Origin of the sequence: Burkholderia sp. COPS (assembly GCF_019425585.1) — a bacterium.
GTDB classification, from domain to species: Bacteria; Pseudomonadota; Gammaproteobacteria; order Burkholderiales; family Burkholderiaceae; genus Burkholderia; species Burkholderia cepacia.
In genome coordinates, this window is sequence record NZ_WIXR01000077.1 from 23,645 (window position 1) to 47,763 (window position 24,119).

At 68.1% G+C, this 24,119-nt stretch carries 25 protein-coding genes; 12 read left to right on the plus strand and 13 right to left on the minus strand.

The features are described 5' to 3' along the window. Window positions 1–64 precede the first annotated feature (64 nt). Complete coding sequence (locus tag FOZ70_RS36415; protein WP_059492576.1) at window positions 65–334, minus strand: MoaD/ThiS family protein; 270 nt, start codon at window positions 332–334, stop codon at window positions 65–67. A 217-nt stretch (window positions 335–551) separates the two neighbouring features. Here FOZ70_RS36415 and FOZ70_RS36420 point away from each other — a divergent pair, with 217 nt between their 5' ends. Next, window positions 552–947, plus strand: a complete 396-nt coding sequence (locus FOZ70_RS36420) for an ASCH domain-containing protein (RefSeq protein ID WP_258025834.1) — start codon at window positions 552–554, stop codon at window positions 945–947. Window positions 948–1,030: 83 nt separating this feature from the next. Here the strand turns inward: FOZ70_RS36420 and FOZ70_RS36425 are convergent, their stop codons facing one another. Beyond that, window positions 1,031–1,720 (minus strand): aspartyl/asparaginyl beta-hydroxylase domain-containing protein, encoded by a 690-nt coding sequence (locus FOZ70_RS36425; protein WP_219707829.1) that lies wholly within the window; start codon window positions 1,718–1,720, stop codon window positions 1,031–1,033. A gap of 240 nt (window positions 1,721–1,960) precedes the next feature. Here FOZ70_RS36425 and FOZ70_RS36430 point away from each other — a divergent pair, with 240 nt between their 5' ends. Together FOZ70_RS36430 and FOZ70_RS36435 are read left to right on the plus strand one after the other, a co-directional pair. Continuing rightward, a complete protein-coding gene (locus FOZ70_RS36430; RefSeq protein WP_059492578.1) occupies window positions 1,961–2,305 on the plus strand; it encodes a DUF4148 domain-containing protein in 345 nt (114 codons plus the stop codon). Window positions 2,306–2,376: 71 nt separating this feature from the next. After that, window positions 2,377–2,652 (plus strand): DUF4148 domain-containing protein, encoded by a 276-nt coding sequence (locus FOZ70_RS36435; protein ID WP_219707830.1) that lies wholly within the window; start codon window positions 2,377–2,379, stop codon window positions 2,650–2,652. Window positions 2,653–2,919: 267 nt separating this feature from the next. On the opposite strand, the gene FOZ70_RS36440 is transcribed toward FOZ70_RS36435, so the two are convergent. The 3 genes from FOZ70_RS36440 to FOZ70_RS36450 all read right to left on the minus strand — a co-directional run bounded on the left by FOZ70_RS36440 (window position 2,920) and on the right by FOZ70_RS36450 (window position 5,627). After that, a complete protein-coding gene (locus tag FOZ70_RS36440; RefSeq protein WP_021156345.1) occupies window positions 2,920–3,447 on the minus strand; it encodes a cytochrome b in 528 nt (175 codons plus the stop codon). Between the two features lie 69 nt (window positions 3,448–3,516). Next, on the minus strand, window positions 3,517–4,971 hold the full coding sequence (locus FOZ70_RS36445; protein ID WP_059622423.1) for an ATP-binding protein: 1,455 nt from the start codon (window positions 4,969–4,971) through the stop codon (window positions 3,517–3,519). After that, window positions 4,968–5,627: a response regulator gene (locus FOZ70_RS36450; protein WP_021156343.1), complete on the minus strand. Its 660-nt coding sequence runs from the start codon at window positions 5,625–5,627 to the stop codon at window positions 4,968–4,970. The genes FOZ70_RS36445 and FOZ70_RS36450 overlap by 4 nt, the downstream gene beginning before the upstream one ends. On the opposite strand from FOZ70_RS36450, the gene FOZ70_RS36455 reads away from it, so the two are divergent. From FOZ70_RS36455 to FOZ70_RS36465, 3 genes are all read left to right on the plus strand, one after another. After that, complete coding sequence (locus tag FOZ70_RS36455; protein WP_175926584.1) at window positions 5,626–6,258, plus strand: hypothetical protein; 633 nt, start codon at window positions 5,626–5,628, stop codon at window positions 6,256–6,258. The two genes, FOZ70_RS36450 and FOZ70_RS36455, sit on opposite strands and share 2 nt — an antisense overlap. A 65-nt stretch (window positions 6,259–6,323) precedes the next feature. Further along, entirely contained in the window at window positions 6,324–7,493 is a 1,170-nt protein-coding gene (gene hpnI, locus FOZ70_RS36460) for a bacteriohopanetetrol glucosamine biosynthesis glycosyltransferase HpnI (RefSeq protein ID WP_175926583.1), read from the plus strand. Next, complete coding sequence (locus tag FOZ70_RS36465) at window positions 7,490–8,575, plus strand: lysylphosphatidylglycerol synthase domain-containing protein (RefSeq protein WP_059650273.1); 1,086 nt, start codon at window positions 7,490–7,492, stop codon at window positions 8,573–8,575. Before hpnI ends, FOZ70_RS36465 begins: the two co-directional genes overlap by 4 nt. Before the next feature lie 43 nt (window positions 8,576–8,618). On the opposite strand, the gene denD is transcribed toward FOZ70_RS36465, so the two are convergent. From denD to FOZ70_RS36505, 8 genes are all read right to left on the minus strand, one after another. After that, the gene (denD, locus tag FOZ70_RS36470) at window positions 8,619–9,590 is read right to left on the minus strand and encodes a D-erythronate dehydrogenase (protein WP_219707831.1); all 972 of its coding nucleotides are present in this window, start codon (window positions 9,588–9,590) and stop codon (window positions 8,619–8,621) included. A 28-nt stretch (window positions 9,591–9,618) separates the two neighbouring features. Beyond that, entirely contained in the window at window positions 9,619–10,398 is a 780-nt protein-coding gene (gene otnI, locus FOZ70_RS36475) for a 2-oxo-tetronate isomerase (protein WP_219707832.1), read from the minus strand. 68 nt (window positions 10,399–10,466) lie between these two features. Next, the gene (locus tag FOZ70_RS36480) at window positions 10,467–11,792 is read right to left on the minus strand and encodes an MFS transporter (protein WP_059818322.1); all 1,326 of its coding nucleotides are present in this window, start codon (window positions 11,790–11,792) and stop codon (window positions 10,467–10,469) included. 113 nt (window positions 11,793–11,905) lie between these two features. Continuing rightward, window positions 11,906–12,544 (minus strand): aldolase, encoded by a 639-nt coding sequence (locus tag FOZ70_RS36485; protein WP_021156336.1) that lies wholly within the window; start codon window positions 12,542–12,544, stop codon window positions 11,906–11,908. Further along, entirely contained in the window at window positions 12,541–13,842 is a 1,302-nt protein-coding gene (gene otnK, locus FOZ70_RS36490) for a 3-oxo-tetronate kinase (RefSeq protein ID WP_059585788.1), read from the minus strand. Before otnK ends, FOZ70_RS36485 begins: the two co-directional genes overlap by 4 nt. Window positions 13,843–13,861: 19 nt before the next feature. Then, complete coding sequence (gene ltnD, locus FOZ70_RS36495; protein ID WP_330741982.1) at window positions 13,862–14,758, minus strand: L-threonate dehydrogenase; 897 nt, start codon at window positions 14,756–14,758, stop codon at window positions 13,862–13,864. Between the two features lie 64 nt (window positions 14,759–14,822). After that, window positions 14,823–15,527 (minus strand): FadR/GntR family transcriptional regulator, encoded by a 705-nt coding sequence (locus tag FOZ70_RS36500; protein ID WP_048025492.1) that lies wholly within the window; start codon window positions 15,525–15,527, stop codon window positions 14,823–14,825. A gap of 200 nt (window positions 15,528–15,727) precedes the next feature. Continuing rightward, entirely contained in the window at window positions 15,728–16,801 is a 1,074-nt protein-coding gene (locus FOZ70_RS36505) for a GlxA family transcriptional regulator (protein WP_027790627.1), read from the minus strand. A 302-nt stretch (window positions 16,802–17,103) separates the two neighbouring features. Between FOZ70_RS36505 and FOZ70_RS36510 the strand changes: the two genes are divergently transcribed. The 6 genes from FOZ70_RS36510 to FOZ70_RS36535 all read left to right on the plus strand — a co-directional run. Further along, on the plus strand, window positions 17,104–18,489 hold the full coding sequence (locus tag FOZ70_RS36510) for an L-serine ammonia-lyase (RefSeq protein WP_027790628.1): 1,386 nt from the start codon (window positions 17,104–17,106) through the stop codon (window positions 18,487–18,489). A 14-nt stretch (window positions 18,490–18,503) separates the two neighbouring features. Further along, window positions 18,504–19,748, plus strand: a complete 1,245-nt coding sequence (locus FOZ70_RS36515; RefSeq protein WP_006480591.1) for a sarcosine oxidase subunit beta family protein — start codon at window positions 18,504–18,506, stop codon at window positions 19,746–19,748. A gap of 16 nt (window positions 19,749–19,764) precedes the next feature. Next, window positions 19,765–20,064, plus strand: coding sequence for a sarcosine oxidase subunit delta (locus FOZ70_RS36520; protein WP_027790629.1), 300 nt, complete (start codon window positions 19,765–19,767; stop codon window positions 20,062–20,064). Next, the gene (locus tag FOZ70_RS36525) at window positions 20,061–23,072 is read left to right on the plus strand and encodes a sarcosine oxidase subunit alpha family protein (protein ID WP_059487052.1); all 3,012 of its coding nucleotides are present in this window, start codon (window positions 20,061–20,063) and stop codon (window positions 23,070–23,072) included. Before FOZ70_RS36520 ends, FOZ70_RS36525 begins: the two co-directional genes overlap by 4 nt. Continuing rightward, complete coding sequence (locus FOZ70_RS36530; protein WP_048025495.1) at window positions 23,062–23,694, plus strand: sarcosine oxidase subunit gamma; 633 nt, start codon at window positions 23,062–23,064, stop codon at window positions 23,692–23,694. The genes FOZ70_RS36525 and FOZ70_RS36530 overlap by 11 nt, the downstream gene beginning before the upstream one ends. Further along, window positions 23,691–24,119 (plus strand): dihydroneopterin aldolase (locus FOZ70_RS36535; RefSeq protein WP_219707833.1); only part of this gene is annotated, 429 nt, incomplete at its 3' end. The genes FOZ70_RS36530 and FOZ70_RS36535, both read left to right, overlap by 4 nt.

Below are 24,119 nucleotides of genomic sequence, written 5' to 3' on the forward strand. Positions count from 1 at the left end.
CGATGTCTCCTGAGGGGCCGTCCGGGCGTTCTCGCACCGGGTCCGGCCCGATATATCCGTCCCTTTATCCGCCCGTCAGCGCCTGTACGACATAGACCCGGCTGGCGTCGCCGAGCGCATCGGACAGGCGTTGCCGGTCGCGTATCGGCTGGCCGTCGATGAACACGGACAGATGCTTTCGCAGCGCGCCCTGGTCGTCGAGGATGTAGCCGCGCAGTCGCGGCTGCTCGCCGAAAACGGTGTCGAATGCTTCGCCGACCGTGCGGGCGTCGATTTCGCGCTCGGGGGTTTCGATATGCCGCTGGATCGAGGCGGCGAAGAAGAGGTGCGCCATGGCGGGAGCCGGCAGGAGCCGCGCGGAAGGGACGGTCTTTAGTTTAGGCGATCCGTCGGGGGCGCAAAGACGACGTCTCGTAGTCGCCGTGCGCCGGCGTGTCGATCCGTCGCGGTCGACACGATCACGCGGATCGGCAACAATCCCGCCCGGGCTGCCATCGCAGGCCGGATTCGGCCGCCATGCCGCGCGACGGCCGCATGCTCTCCACTTGCCGATGAAGGACATTCCCGCCATGCCGCGATCCGCGCTGTCGATCGTCAAACCGGCCGTCGACGATATCGTCGCGGGCCGCAAGCGTGTGGAGATCCGCTCGTGGGCGCCGCCGGCCATGCCGTTGCGCGATCTCGTGCCGGTGCAGAACACGATCTTCCTGCGACAGGACGGGCAGGAGGATCCCGACGGTATCGCGCTCGCGATGGTCGATGTCGTGGGGGGCACGACTGGACGCCCGATGAAGCCCGCTCGCAAGGCAAGCAATGGTGTGCCGGATACGTGTGCCGGGAACTGGCGAACGCCCGGCAGATCGCGCCGCCTGTTCCGCGCATCGCGAAGCGCGGCATCCATGCGTTGCCGGATGATTTCTGAAAGGTGTCCTGATGATTTCACCTGAATCCGGGACGGGCCGAACGCCCTTTCGACACAAGAGAGGGCGGTCGAAACGAAGCGTCACCCGGAGAGTGCCCGCCGCCCGCGCTAAACCGGAATCGATCGCCCGCGTATCCTGATCCCGATCCGCACGATGCCGATCACCGCATTCGACAGCCACGTGAGCAGGCGCGGCATCCCGCGTCGGCGGATATCGAGCAGCAGCACGATCCGCACCGCTTCGCTGTCGTTCCACACCTCGTGCATGAACGTATCGTCCCACAGCAGGAAGCTGCCTTCGTCGAGCCGGTATTCGTGGCCGTCCACCTTCAGCACGGCGGCCGGCGTGCCGTCCGCGCGCTTCGGCATCGACAGCACGAGATAGCCGCGCAGGATGCCGCGAAACGGCCCGCGATGCGGTGGGATGTGCTTGCCGGGCGCGAGGAACGACAGCGATGCGGACAGCACGTCCGGCGACGTCGCGACGATCGACGCGACGGTCGGGCAGCGCGACAGGTTGCGCGGGAACGGCTGGCCGTACGCCTGCATGATGAACATCCGCCAGTCGCGTGCATCGTTGGCCGAGATGTCGTGCTGCTCGCGCATGATCTCGTGGAAGCGCGGGATGCGCGCCATGTCGCGCGCCACGGCGAATGCCTCTGCCTGGATGGCGGGCCACGCACGGACGAAACGCCCGGCATCGGGAAACGCGGCCGTATCGAGCACCGCACCGCCGTCGATATGGCGGTCATACAGCGTGCGCAGCAGGCCGGCTGCATAGTCGTAAGCGACGGACATGGTCGATCGAGGCGCGATCCGAAAAGGGTGACGTCAGTCTGCCCGAAGCGGGTCGGGCGCTGCGTTACGTCAGGTTACGCCGGCTGACGAAAGAATGACAGATTCATGAAGGTTCGTTCCACGCCCCCCGGAGCCGCAGAAGCCGCGTGATCCGGGCCACGACATGCGGGAATAAATGCACACGCTCCGTCGTCATACGGGTGTAGCACGTCGTCTCGTTGACTTTTCGAGGAGTGGAACATGAACAAGCATTGGCTGGTGGCCGCCGCCGTGGCGGCGATTTCTTTCGCGGGTGTCGCGGCGCCCGCATCGGCGCAGGCACTGACGCGCGCGCAGGTCAGGCAGCAACTGATCGACGCCGAGAATCAGGGGCTGCGCTTCGTGACCGATACGTCGTATCCGGACGTGAGCCCGCTGTTCCGGCAGCAGGTCGAACGGATGCCGCAGCGCCAGGCCGGCGCGGCAGTCGGCAGCGAGCCGGCCGCGTCGTCCGATGCGGGCAAGCCGGCGACGATGGCGCCACGCCAGCATTCCGCCGCATGCGTCGGCCCGGCGAGTTTCTGCACGATCTATTTCGGCAGCTGACGCAGCCGCCTGCGTTCGCAGGGCAGGCATTCACCCAGGTTGATCGATATGGAACATGAAAGGAGTTCATGATGAAAGCATATATCGCAGTACTGACGATTATCGTGGCGATCGTCGGTCAGTCGGCCTTCGCGCAATCGGCCGCGCCGCTGACGCGCGCGCAGGTTCGCGACGAATTGATGCGCCTGGAAGCAGCCGGGTACGACCCGGCGAAAGGGGACGACGGCGAGTATCCGGCGGACATCCAGGCGGCGCAAGCGAGGCTTGCCGAACAGGACCGGGCCCGGATGGCGGCTGCCGCCGTGCATGCACCGGCGGCCGGTATGCCGGCGCAGAACAGCAACTAGGTGCCGATATGGTCTTGTGCGACTTCAGGCCGTCGTGTTCGCGGCGCGGCCGTCCGGCAGCCGTTCGTGCCGCCCGACGCGGTGGAAGGGCGCCGGCCGCCGTGCCCGTGATCGCGCGCCGCTTCGCTCGGCGTCGCGATCATCTGGCCGGCGGCGCGCGATGGTCAGGCCGGCCGGTCGCGCGATGAGCCGGGGCGACGACGCGTGCGGCCCTGGCGGCAGGCCGGTTCATGCGCGCCCTGCCATGCCGCGCTGCCGATCGCGCGATCACCAGGGCATCATGCGCTGCAGGACCTGGTCGCGCAGCACGAAGCGGTGCGCCAGCGCCGCTGCGACGTGCAGGCAAATGCCGGCGAACAGCACCCAGGCGAGGATGCCGTGCACGTCGCCCATTGCGTGGCCGAATCCGGAACCGGCCGCCGACAGCGCGGGCAGCGGCACGATCCCGAGCAGCGTCACGCCCCACGCGCGCGACGATGCGTTGATCCAGCCGAGCAGCGGCACGGCGATCAGCAGCGCGTAGAGCGCGAAATGCGTGACGCCCGACAGCGCGCGCATTGCAGGAGACAGGTCGTTCGCCGGCGGGCGATGCGTCGCGCGCCACAGCACGCGGCAGGCCATCGCGGCGAGCAGTGCGGTGCCCACGATCAGGTGCGCGGCGATCAGGCCGACGGGCTGCGTATCGCGATGCACGTCGGGCATCGTCCAGCCGATCGCATATTGCGCGACGATCAGCGCGACGATCAGCCAGTGAAGAAAACGCGCAACGGTGTCATATCGGGCGGGTGTGGACATGGAGACTCCTGCGTACGGCGGGGACAGTATCGGACGGAGGGATTCTACGACCGCATGCTTAACGAAACGTTAAGCATGCGGCATCTCACGCGGCGATCGGTCGTCGGGTGAGCCTGCCGGCGTCGCTTCGCCCGCGCCGGCCGACGGCAGTGCAACCGCGACACCGAGGCCCTGGCCGCCGATGCCGGGCCCGAACTGCACGGTGCCGCCCAGGTATTGCGCGATGCGCGTGACGATCGACAACCCGAGCCCGCTGCCGGGCGACTGCGCGCCGCTGCCGCGATAGAAGCGGTCGCCGAGCCGCTCGTGCTCGCCGGGGGCGACACCGGGCCCGTCGTCGCGAACGACGATGCATTGCAGTGCGCCGTCGTCGCGCACGCCGAGCTCGATGCGGCCGCCCGGGCGGCCGTACTTCACGGCGTTGTCGACGAGATTGTCGAGCAGGATGCCGATCAGGATCGGATCGGCGTCGATCGCGCGCTCGGAGACGGGGCCGGCCACGAGGTCGATGGCCTTGTCCGACGCCTTCGCGAGATGGCGGTCGAGGGCGGCTTCGACGAGTTCGCGAACGGCGACCGCGCGTGTCGGAATGCGTTCGTATTCGTCGAGCCGCGCGAGCAGCAGCAACTGCTCGGCGAGACGCGCACTGCGGTCGACGCCTTGAACGACCCGCTGCATCGCGAGCCGCTGGAGTGCCGGATCGTCGGTCGCGATGGCTACCTGGGCCTGGACCTTGATCGCGGCAAGCGGTGTCTTGAGCTCGTGCGCGGCGTCGGACGTGAACGCGCGCTCGCGCACGATCGATTGCCGCAGCCGGGCCAGCAGGCGGTCGATCGCGTCGACCAGCGGGCGCACTTCGTCCGGCACGGCGGCGATGCCGAGCGGTTCGAGCGATCGCGCGTCGCGCGCGCCGATCAGCGTCGACAGCGTCTTCAGCGGCGCGAGACCGCGTCCGATCAGGTACCAGAGGAGCAGCGCCAGCACCGGGAGCGCGACGATCAACGGCAGGACGATGCCGCGCGCGGTGCCGGTCGCCAGGTCGCTGCGCGTGTTCGCGATTTCCATCACGCGGATCCGGCGTCCCGACGCGTCGTCGCGCAGCGTGTGCGTACGCCATGACGCGCCGCGGATGACGATCGTTTCAGGAACACCGCGCGGGTCGTGCGCGTCGGGCAGGCCGGCGGCGCCGGCCGGGAGGCTCGACGCGACGACCTGGCCCCGTGCGTCGCGCACCTCGAACAGCACGTCGCGCGGAAGGCGATCGCCGTCGGTTTCGGAGCCGGGTTTCGAGCCGCGGCGATCCAGTTCGACACGCGCGTCCGGCGGCACACGGGCGAGGCGGTCGAGGTCGGCAGGCGAGAGATTGACCAGCAGCGACGCATATTCGACGAGGCGGGCGTCTTCCCATTCGCCGATCTCGCGCGTCGCATACCGGAAGCTGCCGAACACGGCGACGAGCCACACGACCGTCACGCAGCCGAGCGCCATCGACGAAACGCGGCGCCGTATCGAGCGGGACGTCATGCGAGATCGACGACGTAGCCGACGCCTCGAACGGTGCGGATCAGTTCCGCGCCGAGCTTCTTGCGCAGGTTCGACACATGCACCTCGATCGCATTGCTTTCGATACCTTCCTGCCAGCCGTACAGGGTGTCCTCGAGGCGCGAGCGCGACTGCGGCGCGCCCGGGTGGCTGACGAGCTGGACCAGGATGGCCCACTCGCGCGACGTGAGCGCGATGCGCGACGCATCGCGTGTCACCGTGTGGGCGGTCAGGTCGATCGTGATGTCGCGCCACACGATCTCGTCGCCGGCGCGGCCTTGCGAGCGGCGCACGAGCGCGCGGCAGCGGGCGAGCACTTCGGTCAGTTCGAACGGTTTCGCGAGATAGTCGTCGGCACCGTCGTCGAGGCCGCGGACGCGGTCGGCCACGGTGCCGCGCGCGGTCAGGACCAGCACGGGGACGGTATCGCCCGCATCGCGCAACGCGCGCAGCAGCTCGGTGCCCGATTTCCCGGGCAGGCCGAGATCGAGCACGACGAGCGCGAAGCGCGTGGTCGCGAGCGCGGCTGCCGCTGCGTGACCGTCGCGCAACCAGTCCACGTGATAGCCGGCCTGGGTCAGGCTGATCTCGAGACCGCTGCCGATCAGGTCGTCGTCTTCAACAAGGAGGAGTCGCATGGTCGATTCGGGGGCGGGATGCCTGCGATTGTACGAGCGCGCCGCGCCTGCCGTGCAACGGATTGTAATTGTGCTGGATCAAACTTCTTCCGATTCTGAAGAACGCTTAAGGTTCGGCGGCGGCAATCCCGCTACCATCGGCCACACCGCTTCCAGGGGGGATTTTCCGCTGCCCCTGATCCCGAACCGGGTCACGCCTGTCCGGCTTGCCCGTCAATCCGCGACCTTGCCGATCGATGTCCGGTCGACGCGAGTCGCCCGTACGGGAGATTCATTCTTCATGGCCCCCTCAACGATCGAGCGATGGCGCGCCTACCTGCTGATCGCCGCGCTGGCCGGCATGTTCGTTCAGTGCTTCGTGCTGGTTTCATGGCTGGCGCTGCGCGTACCCGAGGCATTTTTCACGACGATGACGTTTCGCATGTGGACCGTCGTCGCGATCGTCACCGCGATCCTTTCGGTCCGCAAGCTTGCCCGCGCGGCGTTCAGGGCGGCGCTGGATTGCGGATTCGTACACGTGACCGGAATCGATCGTCACACGGTAGCAGTGTCATCCGATTGCGCGTACCGTCGGCTGGTCATCCTTCATATCCGGCTCAACGGAAATCGGTTCCGCTACGCACACGGGTGAGCCCGCCTTCGCGCGTGCCCGCCCCGATGCACCACGGTCCCGCCGGGCCACCACTGGGGAATCGCATGGTGTTGCTGCATGTGCTGCACGCGCTGGCCGGCGCGATGTCGATCGTCTGCGGGCTGGGCGTATTGCTGGGTATTGCGTATACGGTCGTGGCCAGCGTGCTGGTCGGGCGGTTCTTTTCGAGGCCGGCGGCGCAGCCGCGCGAGTATCCGGGCGTCACTGTCGCGAAGCCGCTGCACGGCGACGAGTGGCAGCTCGTACAGCATCTCGAAAGCTTCTTCGTGCAGGATTACCCGGGCCCGGTCCAGCACCTGTTCGGCGTGCACGATGCAGGCGACGCGGCACTCGCGGCCGTCGAGACGCTGCGTGCACGCTACCCTGACGCGAACATCAAGGTCGTCGCCGATGCGCGGCTGTACGGGCCGAACCGCAAGATCGGCAATCTCGTGAACATGCTCGAACACGCGGAGTATTCGGTGCTGTGCCTCGCCGACAGCGACGTGCTGGTCGAGCGCGATTATCTGCGCGCGGTCGTCGGCGCGCTGCAGCAGCCGGATGTCGGCATCGTGACGAGCGTGTACCGCGGTGTCGCATCGCCGGGTTTCTGGCCCGGGATCGCCGTCGCGATGACGAACTACCATTTCCTGCCGGGCGTGATCACCGGGCTCTTCATCGGGCGTGCGCGGCCGTGCTTTGGCCAGACGATTGCGATCACGCGCGCGACGCTCGAACGTATCGGCGGCCTCGCGCGATTCGCGCATCACCTGGCCGAGGATCACGCGCTGGGCGAAGCGGTGCGGCAGGCGGGCGCGCAGGTCGTCATTCCGCCGTTCGTCGTCGGGCATGCGTGCGTCGAGGAGACGTTCTCGAGGCTGTACGCCCACGAGTTGCGCTGGAGCTGCACGATTCGCGCGGCGGACCGGCTCGGTCATGCGGGCTCGGTGCTGATGCACCCGGTGCCGCTCGCGCTGCTGGCGCTGCTGTTCTCGGGCGGCACGGCCGCCGCGTGCGCGCTGGCGGTCGCGGCGCTCGCCGCGCGGGTGCTGCTGATGCTGAGAACGAGCCGTGCGACCGGCGCGGGGCTGCGCGGCGCAATCTGGCTGCCGTTCGTCGATCTCCTGCAGTTCTTCGTGTTCGTGTCGAGCTTCTTCTCGTCGCATGTCGTGTGGCGCGGCACGCGCTTTCGCGTGAACCGGGAAGGGCTGTTGTCGGCGGCGAGCGAATCATGACGACGCAGACGAACGCCGGCGGCGACGCCGCCCGGAACGTCGCGCGCAGCGACGCGCGGCTTCGGCGCGCGGGGCAGGCCGCGGCGCTGGGCGGGCTGGCGCTCGCCGTGTGGCTGATCTGGCGCGAGCATCCGCTGGACATTCTGCATCGCCTGCAGATTGCCGGCGCCGGATTGCTGCTCGCGGCGCTGGCCCACCTCCTGCCGATGCTCGCGAATGCGTGGGACTGGCGGATGCTGATCCGCGGCCCGCGCCGGCCGTCGTTCGCGACGATGCTGAAACTCGTGTGGATTCGCGAGTCGATCAACGGGCTGCTGCCGGTCGCGCGGATCGGCGGCGAGATCGTGTCGTTCGGCATGCTGCGACAGGCGGGCGTGCGGCCGGCGACGGCCGTGGCCAGCCTCGTTGCCGACATGCAGCTGACGCTGATCAGCCAGCTGGTGTTCGCGCTGGTCGCGATCGGCTACGTGCTCGGGCACGTCTCGTCCGATGCCGCCCGGGTGGCCGGGAACCTCGCGATCGGCATGGCCGCGCTGGTGCCGGTGCTGCTGCTGTTCGCGCTGGTGCAGCATGCGCGGCCGTTCGAGCGCGCGATGCGCGTGCTGAACCGCGTCACGAGCGGGAAGGTGGTGGCGCTCGTCGGCGAATCGGCGCGTACCGATCAGTCGATCCGGATGATCTGGAGAAAGACCGGCATCGTCGTGCGCTACCTCGCGATCTGGCAAACCCTGCAGTTCGTGGGTTACGCGCTGGAAATCTGGCTCGCGCTGGTCTTTCTCGGCGCGGAGCCGACCTTCGCGCAGGCGCTCGCGATCGAGGCGCTGATCCAGCTCGTGAGCAGTATCGCGTTCCTGATGCCGGGCGGCCTCGGCGTGCAGGAAGGCGGCTTCGTGCTGATCGGCGGGCTCCTCGGGTTCGATCCGCCGACGTGTCTCGCACTGGCCGGCGCCCGCCGCGTGCGCGACCTGCTGTTCTATCTGCCGGGCCTGCTCGCGTGGCAGTGGGCGGCCGGTTCGGCGAACCGGCCGGGCGGAACGAAACGCGCGTCGTTGCCCATCGGGGAATCCGCGCGGCCGCATTGATGCGGCCGCGCAGCCCGTGCCCGCGCGGGCGGCGGCGCGGGAATCAGCGCCGTTCGTCGGCGAGATGGCTGCGGATCACGTCCGCGAACGACGTGTCGCCCTTCAATCCGAGGGCTTCCGCGTGCGACGTATCCCAGCGGCCCGGCCAGCTGCCGACGATCTTCTCGACGCGCTCGTCGGGCACATGGCGGATCAGCTTCACGACTTCGTCGCCCGCGACTTCGCGCAGCGCCGCGATCATTTCGTCGACCGATACCGACAGGCCGGGCAAATTGATCACGCGTTTGTTGCCGAGCTTCGCGCTGTCGATTTCGCAGCCCGCGACGAGCGCTTCGATTGCGCCGCGCGGCGACAGCAGCCACAGCCGCGTCGAACCCGGCACCGGGCACACGCTTTCCTCGCCGTTCAGCGGCTCGCGGATGATGCCGCTCGCGAACGACGATGCGGCCGCGTTCGGGCGGCCCGGCCGCACGCTGATCGTCGGCAGCCGCAGCACGCGGCCGTCGACGAAACCGCGCCGCGCGTAGTCGCACAGCAGCAGCTCGGCGATCGCTTTCTCCGCGCCGTAGGACGATTGCGGGTTCAGCGCGGTGTCGTCCTGCACGACGTCGGGAAGCGTGCCGCCATACACCGCGACCGAGCTCGTGAACACGACGCGCGGCCGGTGGCCACGGGCGCGGCACACTTCGAGCAGCGCGCGCGACGCGTCGAGGTTGATCCGCATGCCGAGATCGAAATCGGCCTCGGCCTGCCCGCTGACGATTGCCGCGAGGTGGAAGATCGCGCCGGTTTGCATGTCGATCGCGCGTTCGAGCACCGCGCGATCGGCGATGTCGCCGACGATCGACGTCACGCGCGCATCGCCGAAATCGCTGCCTTCGACGACGTCGAGCAGCACCAGCTCGTCGATCTTCTCGCTGCGGCCGTCGGGGCCGCTCAGTTCGCCGCGCTCGAGCAGCTTGCGCGCCAGACGCTGGCCGAGAAAGCCGGCGCCGCCGGTGATCAGTACTTTCATGTTCGTTACCTTCCGAGGAATGCGTGAATTAGCGGGAACAGGCCCTGAGCCAGCCGAGCCCTTCCGACGTGCCGGCCTTCGGGCGGTACTCGCAACCGATCCAGCCGTCGTAGCCGAGCGTGTCGATCAGCTCGAACAGATACGGGTAGTTGAGTTCGCCGAGATCCGGCTCGTGGCGGTCGGGTACGCCCGCGATCTGGATATGGCCGATGCCCGCGAAATCGCGCCGGAGCTTCGTCGCGAGATCGCCTTCGACGATCTGGCAGTGGTAGCAGTCGAACTGCACCTTCAGGTTCGGCGCGCCGACTTCCGCGCGGATCGCCTGCGCGTCGTCCTGGCGGCTCAGGAAATAGCCGGGCATGTCGCGCTGGTTGATCGGCTCGATCAGGATCGTGATGCCGTGCGCGGCAGCGGCCTGCGCGGCATGGCGCAGGTTCGACAGGTAGGTGTCGCGATGGCGCGCACGGTCGGCGCCCGGCGGCACCATCCCGGCCATCACGTGCAGCTTCCGGTTGCCGAGCACGCGTGCATAGTCGAGCGCCTGCTCGATGCCGCGCCGGAACTCGTCCTCGCGGCCCGGCAGCGATGCGGTGCCGCGTTCGCCCGCGGCCCAGTCGCCGGGCGGCGCGTTGAACAGCGCCTGTTCGAGGTGGTGCGCGTCGAGGCGCGCGCGGATGTCCTCGGCGGCGAAGTCGTACGGGAACAGGTACTCGACGGCCTTGAAACCGTCGTAGGCGGCAGCGGCGAAGCGTTCGAGGAACGCGTGCTCGGTGTACATCATCGAGAGGTTGGCGGCGAAGCGTGGCATGGCAGCGGGTCCTGTGAATGAATGGGGCGGGGCTTACGTCGCCCCGCGTCGAACGGCAACTCGGCGGTTCAGCGGTTCACGAGTTTCGCGGGCGTGAGCCACACGGCGATCGCGCCGATCACGAGCATCGCGGCCAGCACATACATGCCGGACGCCGTGCTGTGCGTGACGTCCTTCAGGTAGCCGATCACGTACGGGCTCGCGAACCCGGCGAGGTTGCCGACCGAGTTGATGATCGCGATCCCGGCGGCGGCCGCGGAGCCCGCGAGGAACGCGGTCGGCAGCGACCAGAACAGCGGTGCGCAGGTCAGCACGCCGCCCGCCGCGAGCGACAGGAACACGATCGACACCGCCGTATTGTGCGAGTACGACGCGGCGACCGCAAACCCGACCGCGCCCATCAGCGCGGGTACGATCAGGTGCCAGCGGCGTTCGCGGCGCTTGTCCGCGCTGTGGCCGAACAGGTTCATCACGACGATCGCGACGACGAACGGGATCGCGGACAGCAGGCCGATCTGCAGCGTATCGGTGATGCCGGTCGACTTCACGAGCGTCGGCATCCAGAACGTGAGGCCGTACTGGCCCGTGACGAACGCGAAGTAGATCAGCGACATCCACCACATGCGCGGGTCGGCGAACACGGCCTTCAGCGAGTGGCCGTGCTGCTGCTGTTCCTGCGGCTGCGCGGCGATCTCGTCCTCCAGCAGCTGTTTCTCGCGTTCGTCGAGCCACTTCGCGCCGCGGATGCTGTTGTCGAGATACAGGATCGTCGCGATGCCGACGAGCACGGCCGGCACGGCTTCGATCATGAACATCCATTGCCAGCCGTGGAAACCCGAGCCGCCGTGGAAGCGCTCCATGATCCAGCCCGACAGCGGGTTGCCGAAGATGCCCGACACGGGAATCGCGGACATGAACACCGCGATGATCTTCGCGCGGCGATGCGACGGGAACCAGTACGTGAGATACAGGATCACGCCGGGATAGAAGCCGGCCTCCGCGAGGCCGAGCAGGAAGCGCAGCACGTAGAACTGCGTCGGCGTCTGCACGAATGCGAACAGCCCGGACAGCAGGCCCCACGTGATCATGATCCGCGCGATCCAGATGCGTGCGCCGATGCGGTGCATCAGCATGTTGCTTGGCAGTTCGAACAGAAAATAGCCAAGGAAGAAGATGCCGGCGCCGAGACCGAACACGGTTTCGCTGAACGCGAGATCCTGCGACATCTGCAGCTTCGCGAAGCCGACGTTCACGCGGTCGAGATACGCGACCACGTAGCAGAGCATCAGGAACGGCACGATGCGCCAGAACACTTTCTTGTAGGTGCGGTCGAGTTCCGCGGCATGGGCGGGCGCGGCGGGCGAGCGGCCAGCGGCCGCGTCGAGAGCAGTCATCGTCGTCTCCAGGATGTTGTGTGCCGGCGGCGCGTACGCCGCCGGATCGTTGCGTGTGCTGACGGAAGGGCCCGCGCACACGGCGGGCATGGAAATCGTTGCGGGGTACGTCGCTACCAGCGCGCACCGAAGCTGGCGCGCAATTCGTCGAGCGCGGCCTCGTCGAGCGGTTCGGGTTTCGGGTTCGTCATCAACCACAGCCGAGCTGTTTCCTCGAGTTCTTCAAGTGCATACGACGCGTGCGACACCGATGGCCCCCACATCACCGGGCCGAGGCGGTCGAGCAGCACGCCGCGCACCTGGTCGGCGAGCGCCGCGACTTCCGCCGCGACGCCCGGATCGCCGGGGCGGCGGTAGCGGATCAGCGGAATGTGGCCGACCTTCATCACGTAGTACGGCGTGATCGGCGGCAGCACGTCGGTGTCGCGCCATACGCCCGCGAGCGTCAGCGCGACGAGGTGCGTCGAATGGGTGTGGACGACGCCGTTCGCTTCGGCATTGCGCGCGTAGATACCGCGATGCAGCGCGAGCGTCTTCGACGGCTTGCCGCCCGATACGGGCTGGCCGTCGAGGCCGACCTTCGCGATGTCGTTCGGGTCGAGCCGGCCGAGGCACGCGTCGGTCGGCGTGATCAGCCAGCCGTCGGGCAGCCGCGCGCTGATGTTGCCGGCGCTCCCGACCGCGTGGCCGCGCGCGTACAGGCTGGCGCCGACGACGCAGATCTCCTCGCGCAGTTTCGCTTCGTCGCTCATCGTGCGGCTCCGTCCAGCGCGCGCAGCGCCTTGTCGAAAAAGTCCGTGGTGCCGAAGTTGCCGGACTTCAGCGCGAGGCCGAGCGGCGCTGCGTCGATGGTGGCCGTCGCCGGTACGCCCGGATCGATCTGCGCGCCGATCTGCAGCGACTTCACGTCGAGCGCCTGCACGACGGCGCCGGACGTCTCGCCGCCGGCGACGACGAACTTGCGCACGCCGAGATCGCGCAGCCCGCGCGCGATCGCCGCGAGCGTGGCTTCGACGAGATGGCCGGCCGCGTCGACGCCGAGTGCTTGTTGTACGGCCTTCACTTCGTCAGGCGTCGCGGTCGCATAGATCAGCACGGGCTGCGGCAGGTGCGTGCGCGCGAACGCGAGTGCCTGGTCGACGACGGGTTCGCCGCGCGATGCTGCGAGCGGATCGATACGGAAGCTCGGCCGCGTGGCGCGCCATGCGGCGACCTGCGCGTTGGTGGCCTTCGATGCACTGCCGGCGAGCACCGCCGACAGGCCGTCGATACGCGGCAGCGACGCCGCGTTGTCGCGCTCGGGCAGCTGCTCCGCGCGGCGGAAATTCGCGGGCAGGCCGAGCGCGATGCCCGAGCCGCCGGTGACGAGCGGCAGGCCCGCGCAGGCTTCGCCGAGCACGTAGAGGTCGCGGTCCGACAGCGCGTCGGCGATCGCGAATCGTGCGCCTTCCGCACGCAACTGGTCGATCCGCGTGCGCACGGCGGCCGCGCCCAGCGCGATCGTGTCGTAGCGGATCAGGCCGACGGGCGACTTCGTTTGCCGCTGCAGCACGCGCACGAGGTTCGCGTCCTTCATCGGCGTGAGCGGATGGTTTTCCATGCCCGATTCGTTCAGCAGCACGTCGCCGACGAACAGGTGGCCGCGATAGATCGTGCGGCCGTTCTCGGGGAACGCCGGGCATGCGATCGTGAAGCCGCCGCCGGCCGCATCGAGCAGCGCATCGGCGACGGGCCCGATGTTGCCCGCGTCGGTCGAATCGAACGTCGAGCAGTACTTGAAGAAGAATTGCCGGCAGCCTTGCTCGCGCAGCCATGCGTAGGCGGCGAGCGATTGCGCGACGGCGTCGGCCGCGGGGATCGTGCGCGACTTCAGCGCGACGACGATCGCGTCCGCATCGATCAGCGTGTCGACTGCGGCGCCGTCGGCGGGCACGCCGATCGTCTGCACGGTGCGCATGCCGCTTTTGACGAGCATGTTCGCGAGATCGGTCGCGCCGGTGAAATCGTCGGCGATGCAGCCGAGCAGGGGACGGGAAACGGGAGCGGTCATGGCGGGTACGTCGTTCGAATCAGCGGGCGGGCGGCAGCGTGATGCCGGGGAAGGTCTTGATCACGGCGGAATCGTCCTCGCCGCCGTGGCCGGCGCTCGACGCGCTCATGAACATCTGGTGCGCGGTGGCCGACAGCGGCAGCGGGAACTTGCTGCGGCGCGCGGTATCGAGCACGAGGCCGAGATCCTTCACGAAGATGTCGACGGCCGACAGCGGCGTGTAGTCGCCGTTCAGGATGTGCGGCACGCGGTTCTCGAACATCCACGAATTGCCGGCGCTGTGCGTGATCACGTCGTACAGCGCGTCGGCATCGACGCCTTCGCGCAGGCCCAGCGCCATCGCCTCGGCGGCCGCGGCGATATGCACGCCGGCCAGCAACTGGTTGATGATCTTCACCTTCGAGCCGATGCCGTGCGCATCGCCGAGGCGATAGACCTTGCCGGCGATCGCGGCGAGCACGTCCTCGCAGCCCGCGTATGCGGCGGCCGGGCCCGACGTCATCATCGTCATCTCGCCGGAGGCCGCGCGCGCGGCGCCGCCGGACACGGGCGCATCGAGCATCTGCAGGCCGGCGGCCTCGATGCGTGCGCCGAGCGCCACCGCGAATTCCGGCGCGACGGTCGCGCTGGCGATCACGACGCCGCCCGGCTTCATCGCCGCGACCGCGCCGTGCTCGCCGAACAGCACCGTTTCGGTTTGAGCGGCATTCACGACGAGCGTGACGACGACGTCGCACAACGCGCCGAGTTCGGCCGGCGTCGCGCACGCGATGCCGCCTTCGGCCGCGAATGCCTGCAGCACGGTGTCGCGCACGTCGCATGCGTGCACGCGCAGGCCGGCGCGCAGCAGCGAGCGGGCGACGCCGAGGCCCATCGCGCCGAGGCCGATGACTCCAACATTTCGTGACATGGTCAACCTTGATCGATTCGGGAGAGGTTCGTGACAGCGGCGCCGCCGGTAACGGCCGCGGCCGCCGGCTTCAGCAGATGCCGGCTTCCGCGAGACGGCGGGCGGCGTTGTACATGTGCGTGCGTGCCGCGTTGCGCGCGGCCATCGGGTCGCGCGCGCGGATCGCGTCGGCGATCGCCGCGTGTTCGTCGCGCACCTGGCGCGAGAAGTCCTCGCGCGTCGCTTCGTTGCGCCGCGTGACCTTCACGCCGGCTTCGAGGTACTGGTTCAGGAACTGCAGCGTCTTCAGGAAATACGGGTTGCCGGTGACGGCCGCGATCGTGCGGTGGAACGCGACGTCTTCCGCGACGCCGTCGCGCCCTTCGGCCACGGCCTCGTCGATCTTGCGCAGCGCATCGTCGATGTCGGCCATGTCTTCGTCGGTGTGGTGCAGGGCCGCTTCGGCCGCGACCTCGGCCTCGATCGCACGGCGCACCGCGAGCAGGTGCGGCAGCGAGGTGGCCTCGACCGCTTCCGCATAGTCGATCCGCAGCGGCCGGATCGCACCGTGCTGGTTCACGTACACGCCGCTGCCCTGGCGCGGCTCGACCACGCCTTCGTTCTTCAGCCGCGAGATCGCCTCGCGGATCACGGTACGGCTCACGCCGAATTCCTGCGCGAGCACGGCCTCCGTCGGCAGCTTGCCGGTGGCCGAGAAGCTGCCGACTTCGATCTGCTTGAGCAGTTGCTGCGCGACATGGTCGCTCATCGCGCGGGCGGGAATTTTCTCGAACATGGTGCTCTGGTTTGTAAGGTTATGTGGTCATCATACAAATTTGAGCGCGACGAAGCATCCGGGATAACCCTCGATCAACGGAGGGCAACGTCGGTCAAATCAATTGAAACCGGTTCCATTTGAAGGGAAATCGGTGCGAGCGACTATCGCTTTGCGGTGGGTCAGCCGGGCGGGAAAGAGCCGTGCGGGTGCGTCGGCCGTCAGTCGGCGATGTCCTCGACGGAGTCGTCCGTCGCATCGGCCGTCGCGCCGGCTTCCGCCACTTCCCCGCCACGCTCCCGATAAGTCGCCGGCGGCACGCCGAACTGCTTGCGGAACTCGCGCCCGAGGTGCGACGCATCGGCGAACCCGCAGCTCGACGCGATATCGGCCACCGTGCGGTCGGAACTGGTCAGCAGCCACGCGGCCGTGCGCAACCGCACCTGTTTCGCGAACGCCTGCGGGCTCTTGCCCGTTTCCGCCTTGAACAGCCGCTCGAGCTGCCGCGTCGACAGGTCGAGCTTGTTCGCGAGCTCGTCGAGCGACAGCGCCCGCCCGACATGCTGTTCCATCAGGAGAATCGCGCGCTTGACCTTCGGGTGCGTCGCCGGCTCGAGGCCCGGCGGATGCGGCTGCGGGGCGTTCCCTTTCTGCATCTCGCCGACCAGCAGGATGCGCAGCGCCTTCTGCACGGTCGCGTGATCGAAATGGCGCAGCAGGATCGCGGCGGCGACGTCGATCGACGCGCGGCCGCCCGAACAGGTGATGCGGCGCCGGTCGATCACGAACAGCCGGTCGGCGATCAGCAGGTCGGGATCGGCGGCCGGAAAGCGCTCGATGAAATCCCAGTAATGGAACCAGCTCACGCAGGTGCGATAGCCGTCGAGCACGCCTGCGCGCATCAGCGTGAACACGCCGGTGCAGATCCCGACGACCGTTGCGCCGCCGGCCGCCGCGCGGCGGATGAAGTCGAGCGTCTCGGGGCCCGCCTGCGGCCCCGAATGCAGCAGCCCGCCGACCACCACCACGTAGTCGAACGGCTCGGCCGCGTCGAACGTTTCCCATGGCGTGATCTGGATCCCGCAGCTCGCGCGCACCGGCGCGAGGGTCTCGCCGATCACGCTCCACGCGCAGCGCACGGGCTTGCTGTAGTCGCCGTCGTCCGCCGACAGCCGGAGCATGTCGACGAAGCCCGAGAAGGCCGTCAGCGTGAAGTTCGGCAGCAGCACGATGCCGAAGCGGATGCGTCGCGGTGCGGGTTCTGCGAGGGGGGAAGCGGGTACGTCGGGTGTCATCGCGGCCAATCTCTTCACGCCGGGCAGGCGGTCTCACTCAGTCTGTCGGTACGGGTAACGCGGGTACGGCAGTCGGGCACGGCCGGGCGACGCGGATGCAGCCAGCGTCGCCGATCGGCTCCGTCCCGACTTGTGGTTTTCCGTCGCGAACCATCGCCAAAACGCACTTTCCGGCCCACTGGCGCGGCGCTTGGCGGCGGTATCCCACGCCGATGCCGTTTTTGTTCTATCGGCCGATTTTACGCTTTGATGTACTGGTGCCCAACGTCACTTGATGTATGTCCCCATCCAGAGGAAGCCAGATGAACGTCAGCGCGTTCGACCTGTTCAAGATCGGCATCGGCCCGTCCAGTTCGCACACGGTCGGCCCGATGATCGCCGCGTGCCGCTTCGCGTCGCACGTGGAGGACGCGAACCTGCTCGGTTTCGTGCGCCGCGTGCGCGTCGAACTATACGGCTCGCTCGGCGCGACCGGCAAGGGCCACGGCACCGACAAGGCCGTGCTGCTCGGCCTCGAGGGCCACCTGCCCGACACGATCGATCCCGACCTGATCGAGCCGCGGCTGGCCGCGATCCGCGCGGAGAAATCGCTGTCGCTGCTCGGCAAGCAGACGGTGCGCTTCGACGAAAAGGAACACATCGGCTTCTATCGCAAGCTGATGAGCGGCACGAGCATCGTGCACCCGAACGGGATGCGCTTCCAGGCGTTCGACGAGCACGGCCAGCTGCTCGTCGAGAAAGAGTATTACTCGGTCGGCGGCGGCTTCGTCGTGAACCGCGACGGCGATCGCGTGAACGGCGTGCGCGCGGCGGTCGAGGTGCCGTACCCGTTCCGCACCGGCGACGACCTGATGCGCCAGTGCCGCGAGCACGGGCTGTCGATCGCCGAGCTGATGATGCGCAACGAATGCGCGCTGCGTCCCGCCGACGAAGTGCGCGCCGGGCTGCTCGCGATCTGGCGCACGATGGCCGCCTGCGTCGAGCGCGGCTGCAAGGTCGAGGGCGACCTGCCGGGCCCGATGCGCGTGAAGCGCCGCGCGGCCGAGCTGAATGCCCGCCTGCGCGCGCGTTCGGAAGAGTCGCTGCGCGACCCGCTGTCGATGCTCGACTGGGTCAACCTGTATGCGATGGCCGTCAACGAGGAGAACGCGGCGGGCGGCCGTGTCGTCACCGCGCCGACCAACGGCGCGGCCGGCGTGATTCCCGCGGTGCTGCACTACTACGTGAAGTTCGTGCCGGGCTCGAACGAAGCCGGCATCGTCGAATTCCTGATGACGGCCGCGGCGATCGGGATCATCTACAAGGAAACCGCGTCGATCTCCGGCGCGGAAGTCGGCTGCCAGGGCGAAGTGGGCGTCGCGTGCTCGATGGCGGCCGCCGCGCTGGCCGCGGTGATGGGCGGTACGCCCGACCAGGTCGAGAACGCGGCCGAGATCGGCATGGAGCACAACCTCGGGATGACCTGCGACCCGGTCGGCGGGCTCGTGCAGATCCCGTGCATCGAGCGCAACGCGATGGGCGCGATCAAGGCGCTGAACGCGTCGCGCATGGCGCTCAAGGGCAACGGCCAGCACTACGTGTCGCTCGACTCGGTCATCAAGACGATGCGCGAGACGGGCGCCGACATGAAGACGAAATACAAGGAAACGTCGCGCGGCGGTCTGGCCGTGAACGTCATCGAATGCTAACGAAGGACCACAACATGAGCCGCTACTCGATATTCAGCCTGTTCCGCAACGGTCTCTCGTATCACGAGAACTGGGAAAAGCAGTGGAAGAGCCCGGAACCGAAGAAGGAATACGACGTCGTGATCGTCGGCGGCGGCGGCCACGGCCTCGCGACCGCCTACTACCTCGCGAAGGAACACGGCATCACGAACGTCGCGATCCTCGAGAAGGGCTGGATCGGCGGCGGCAACACCGCGCGCAACACGACGATCGTGCGCTCGAACTATCTGTGGGACGAATCGGCCGCGCTGTACGAGAAGGCGATGAAGCTGTGGGAAGGGCTGTCGCAGGACCTGAACTACAACGTGATGTTCAGCCAGCGCGGCGTGATGAACCTGGCCCACACGCTGCAGGACGTGCGCGACACCGAGCGCCGCGTGAACGCGAACCGCCTGAACGGTGTCGACGCCGAGTTCCTGACGCCCGCGCAGATCAAGGAAATCGAGCCGACCATCAACCTGAACAGCCGCTATCCGGTGCTCGGCGCGTCGATCCAGCGCCGCGCCGGTGTCGCGCGTCACGACGCGGTGGCCTGGGGCTTCGCACGCGGCGCGGACCGCGCGGGTGTCGACATCATCCAGAACTGCCAGGTGACGGGCATTCGCCGCGAAGGCGGCGCGGTGGTCGGCGTCGATACGGTGAAGGGCTTCATCAAGGCGAAGAAGGTGGCGGTGGTCGCGGCCGGCAACACGACGACGCTCGCCGACATGGCCGGCGTGCGCCTGCCGATCGAAAGCCACCCGCTGCAGGCGCTGGTGTCCGAGCCGATCAAGCCGGTGGTGAACTCGGTGATCATGTCGAACGCGGTGCACGCGTACATCAGCCAGTCCGACAAGGGCGACCTCGTGATCGGCGCGGGTATCGACCAGTACACGGGCTTCGGCCAGCGCGGCAGCTTCCACATCATCGAAAGCACGCTGCAGGCGATCGTCGAGATGTTCCCGGTGTTCTCGCGCGTGCGGATGAACCGCCAGTGGGGCGGCATCGTCGACGTGTCGCCGGACGCGTGCCCGATCATCACCAAGACCGACGTGAAGGGCCTCTACTTCAACTGCGGCTGGGGCACCGGCGGCTTCAAGGCGACGCCCGGCTCGGGCTGGGTGTTCGCGCACACGATCGCGCGCGACGAACCGCATCCGCTGAACGCGCCGTTCGCGCTCGACCGCTTCTACACGGGCCACCTGATCGACGAGCACGGCGCAGCCGCCGTCGCGCACTGAACGAGGAGAAGAAAACATGTTGCTGATCGAATGTCCGTGGTGCGGGCCGCGCGCCGAATCCGAGTTCTCGTGCGGCGGTGAAGCCGACATCGTGCGCCCCGTCAACAACGAGAACATGACCGACCGCGAATGGGGCGAATACGTGTTCATGCGCGAGAACAAGCGCGGGCTGCACAAGGAGCAATGGCTGCACGCGCAGGGCTGCCGCCGCTGGTTCAAGGCCACGCGCGACACGGTGACCTACGATATCAAGGGCTACGAAAAGTTCGGTGGCGACGCTGCCGGCAACGCACACGAAGAGGGCACGAGCAAATGAGCCAGAAAGACCGCCTCGGCACCGGTGGCCGCATCAATCGCGCGATTCCGTTGACGTTCACGTTCAACGGCCGCACGTATCAGGGCTTCCAGGGCGACACGCTCGCGTCCGCGCTGCTCGCGAACGGCGTGCACTTCGTCGCGCGCAGCTTCAAGTACCACCGCCCGCGCGGGATCGTGACGGCTGACGTCGCGGAACCGAATGCGGTCGTGCAGCTCGAATCGGGCCCGTACACGGTGCCGAATGCGCGCGCGACCGAGATCGAGCTGTACCAGGGGCTCGTCGCGTCGAGCGTGAACGCCGAGCCGACGCTCGAGAACGACAAGTACGCGATCAACCAGAAGCTGTCGCGCTTCCTGCCGGCCGGCTTCTACTACAAGACCTTCATGTGGCCGCGCAAGATGTGGCCGAAGTACGAAGAGAAGATCCGCGAAGCCGCCGGTCTCGGCAAGGCGCCGGAAGCGCTCGACGCCGATCGCTACGACAAGTGTTATGCGCACTGCGACGTGCTCGTCGTGGGCGGCGGCCCGTCGGGGCTCGCGGCCGCGCATGCGGCGGCCACGGCCGGCGCGCGTGTGATCCTCGTCGACGACCAGCGCGAGCTCGGCGGCAGCCTGCTGTCGTGCCGCGCGGAAATCGACGCGAAGCCGGCGCTGCAGTGGGTCGAGAAGATCGAGGCCGAGCTGCGCAGGCTGCCCGACGTGACGATCCTGTCGCGCAGCACCGCGTTCGGCTACCAGGACCACAACCTCGTGACGGTCACGCAGCGCCTGACCGATCACCTGCCCGTGTCGATGCGCAAGGGCACGCGCGAGCTGCTGTGGAAAGTTCGCGCGAAGCGCGTGATCCTCGCGACCGGCGCGCACGAGCGTCCGATCGTGTTCGGCAACAACGACCTGCCCGGCGTGATGCTCGCCGGCGCGGTGTCCACCTACGTGCATCGCTTCGGCGTGCTGCCGGGCCGCAACGCGGTCGTGTTCACGAACAACGATCGTGCGTACCAGACCGCGCTCGACCTGAAGGCATGCGGCGCGAAGGTGACGGTCGTCGATTCGCGCGCATCGTCGAACGGCGCGCTGCCGGCCGCAGCGAAGCGGCAGGGCGTGACGGTGTTGAGCGGCGCCGTCGTGACGGCCGCATCGGGCAAGTGGCGCGTATCGTCGGTCGACGTCGCGTCCAGCACGAACGGCCAGGTGGGCGGCAAGCTGCAGACGCTGCCGTGCGACCTCGTCGCGATGTCGGGCGGCTTCAGCCCCGTGCTTCACCTGTTCGCGCAGTCGGGCGGCAAGGCGTGCTGGAGCGACGAGAAGGCGTGCTTCCTGCCGGGCAAGCCCGTGCAGGCGGAAGCGAGCATCGGCGCGGCGGCCGGGGAATTCGGCCTGGCGCGCGCGCTGCGGCTCGCGGTCGATGCGGGCGTGGAAGCGGCGAAGGCCGCGGGCTTCACGGCCGAGCAGCGCCCGGCAGCACCGCAGGTCGCGGAAACCGTCGAAGGCGCACTGCAGCCGCTGTGGCTCGTCGGCAGCCGCGAGGCCGCGGCGCGCGGGCCGAAGCAGTTCGTCGATTTCCAGAACGACGTGTCGGCCGCCGACATCCTGCTTGCCGCGCGCGAAGGCTTCGAGTCGGTCGAGCACGTGAAGCGCTATACGGCGATGGGCTTCGGCACCGACCAGGGCAAGCTCGGCAACATCAACGGGATGGCGATCCTCGCGGGGGCGCTCGGCAAGTCGATTCCGGAAACGGGCACGACCACGTTCCGCCCGAACTACACGCCCGTTTCGTTCGGTACGTTCGCGGGCCGCGAGCTCGGCGATTTCCTCGACCCGATCCGCAAGACCTGCGTGCACGAGTGGCACGTCGAGCACGGCGCGCTGTTCGAGGACGTCGGCAACTGGAAGCGGCCGTGGTACTTCCCGAAGAAAGGCGAGGACCTCCATGCGGCCGTGAAGCGCGAATGCCTGGCGGTGCGCAACAGCGTCGGCATCCTCGACGCATCGACGCTCGGCAAGATCGACATCCAGGGCCCGGATGCCGTGAAGCTGCTGAACTGGATGTACACGAACCCGTGGAACAAGCTCGAGGTCGGCAAGTGCCGCTACGGGCTGATGCTCGACGAAAACGGGATGGTGTTCGACGACGGCGTGACCGTGCGCCTCGCCGACCAGCATTTCATGATGACGACCACGACGGGCGGCGCGGCGCGCGTGCTCACGTGGCTCGAACGCTGGCTGCAGACCGAATGGCCCGACATGAAGGTGCGGCTGTCGTCGGTCACCGATCACTGGGCGACGTTCGCGGTGGTCGGCCCGAAGAGCCGCAAGGTCGTGCAGAAGGTGTGCCAGGACATCGACTTCGGCAACGAGGCGTTCCCGTTCATGAGCTACCGGAACGGCACCGTTGCCGGCGCGAAGGCGCGCGTGATGCGGATCAGCTTCTCGGGCGAGCTCGCCTATGAAGTGAACGTGCCGGCGAATGCGGGCCGCGCGGTGTGGGAAGCGCTGATGGCCGCCGGTGCCGAGTTCGACATCACGCCGTACGGCACCGAAACGATGCACGTGCTGCGCGCGGAGAAGGGCTACATCATCGTCGGCCAGGACACCGACGGCTCGGTCACGCCGTACGACCTCGGGATGGGCGGGCTGGTCGCGAAGTCGAAGGACTTCCTCGGCAAGCGTTCGCTCGCGCGCTCGGACACCGCGAAGGAGGGCCGCAAGCAGTTCGTCGGCCTGCTGACCGAGGACGAACAGTTCGTGCTGCCGGAAGGCGCGCAGATCGTCGCGAAGGACACGCAGGTGTCGGCGGTCGATCCGACGCCGATGATCGGCCACGTGACGTCGAGCTACTACAGCCCGATCCTGAAGCGCTCGATCGCGCTCGCGGTGGTGAAGGGCGGCCTGAACAAGATGGGCGAGAGCGTCGTGATTCCGCTGGCCAACGGCAAGCGCATCACCGCGAAGATCTCGAGCCCGGTTTTCTACGATACCGAAGGGGTGCGCCAGCATGTGGAATGAAACCAGAAACCAGACGCAGGTGGCGGGCGCGGGCGGCGTGACGCTTGAATCGCCGTTCGTCGGCGCGGCCGACGTGCTGAAGCCGCACCAGGCGCGCGCATCGAAGAAATTCACGCTGCGCGAGCGGCCGTTCCTCGATCTCGTGAACGTGCGCGGCGAGTTGAGCGATCCGGCGTTCGTCGCCGCGTTCGAGCGCGTGGTCGGCTGCCGGCCGCCCGCGGCGCCGAACACGGTCGCCCGCGGCGCCGAGTACGACGTGCTGTGGCTCGGCCCCGACGAGTGGCTCGTGCGTTCGCACGGGCCCGTGCAGGCAGGCGTGCTGGAGGCGCGACTCGCGGAGGCCGTGCAGGGTACGTATGCGGCGGCCGTCGACGTCGGCAGCGGTTATACCGTCGTCGAGATCAGCGGCGAACGTGTGCGCGACGTGCTCGCACGCGGCTGCCCGCTCGATCTGCACCCGCGCGTGTTCAAGCCGGGCCAGTGCGCGCAGTCGCACTACTTCAAGACGTCGATCGTGCTGGTCCCGACCGGCGACGATGCGTTCGAGATCGTCCTGCGCCGCAGCTTCGCCGATTATTTCGTGCGCATCATGCTCGACGCGGCCGCGCCGCTCGCATCATGAAGCCGTTCGACGAACCGTTCGTGGCGATCGACGCGCCGCGCCTGCGCGGGCATGGCTGGAGCGTGTTCGTCGACGAACTGAAGGTGCCCGCGCGGATCGGCATTCATGCGCACGAGCATGAAGCGCCGCAGCCGATCGTGATCGATGCGCGGCTCGGCTATCGCTGCGAGCCGAGCGAGCAGGGCGAGTGGATCGATTACGACGGTTATTGCGCGCGACTTGCCGCGTTCCTGTCGCACAAGCCGCATACGCGGCTGCTGGAGACGCTCGTCGCCGATATCGCGGTGCTGTCGTTCCGCGAATGGCCGGCGCTGGAGTCGCTGACGCTGTCGGTGTACAAGCCGAAGATCCGGCCGGGTACGAAGCGCGTCGGCGTGTCGCTCGACTGGACGCGCGGGGATTATTTGCGGTGGACGGGGGCGGCG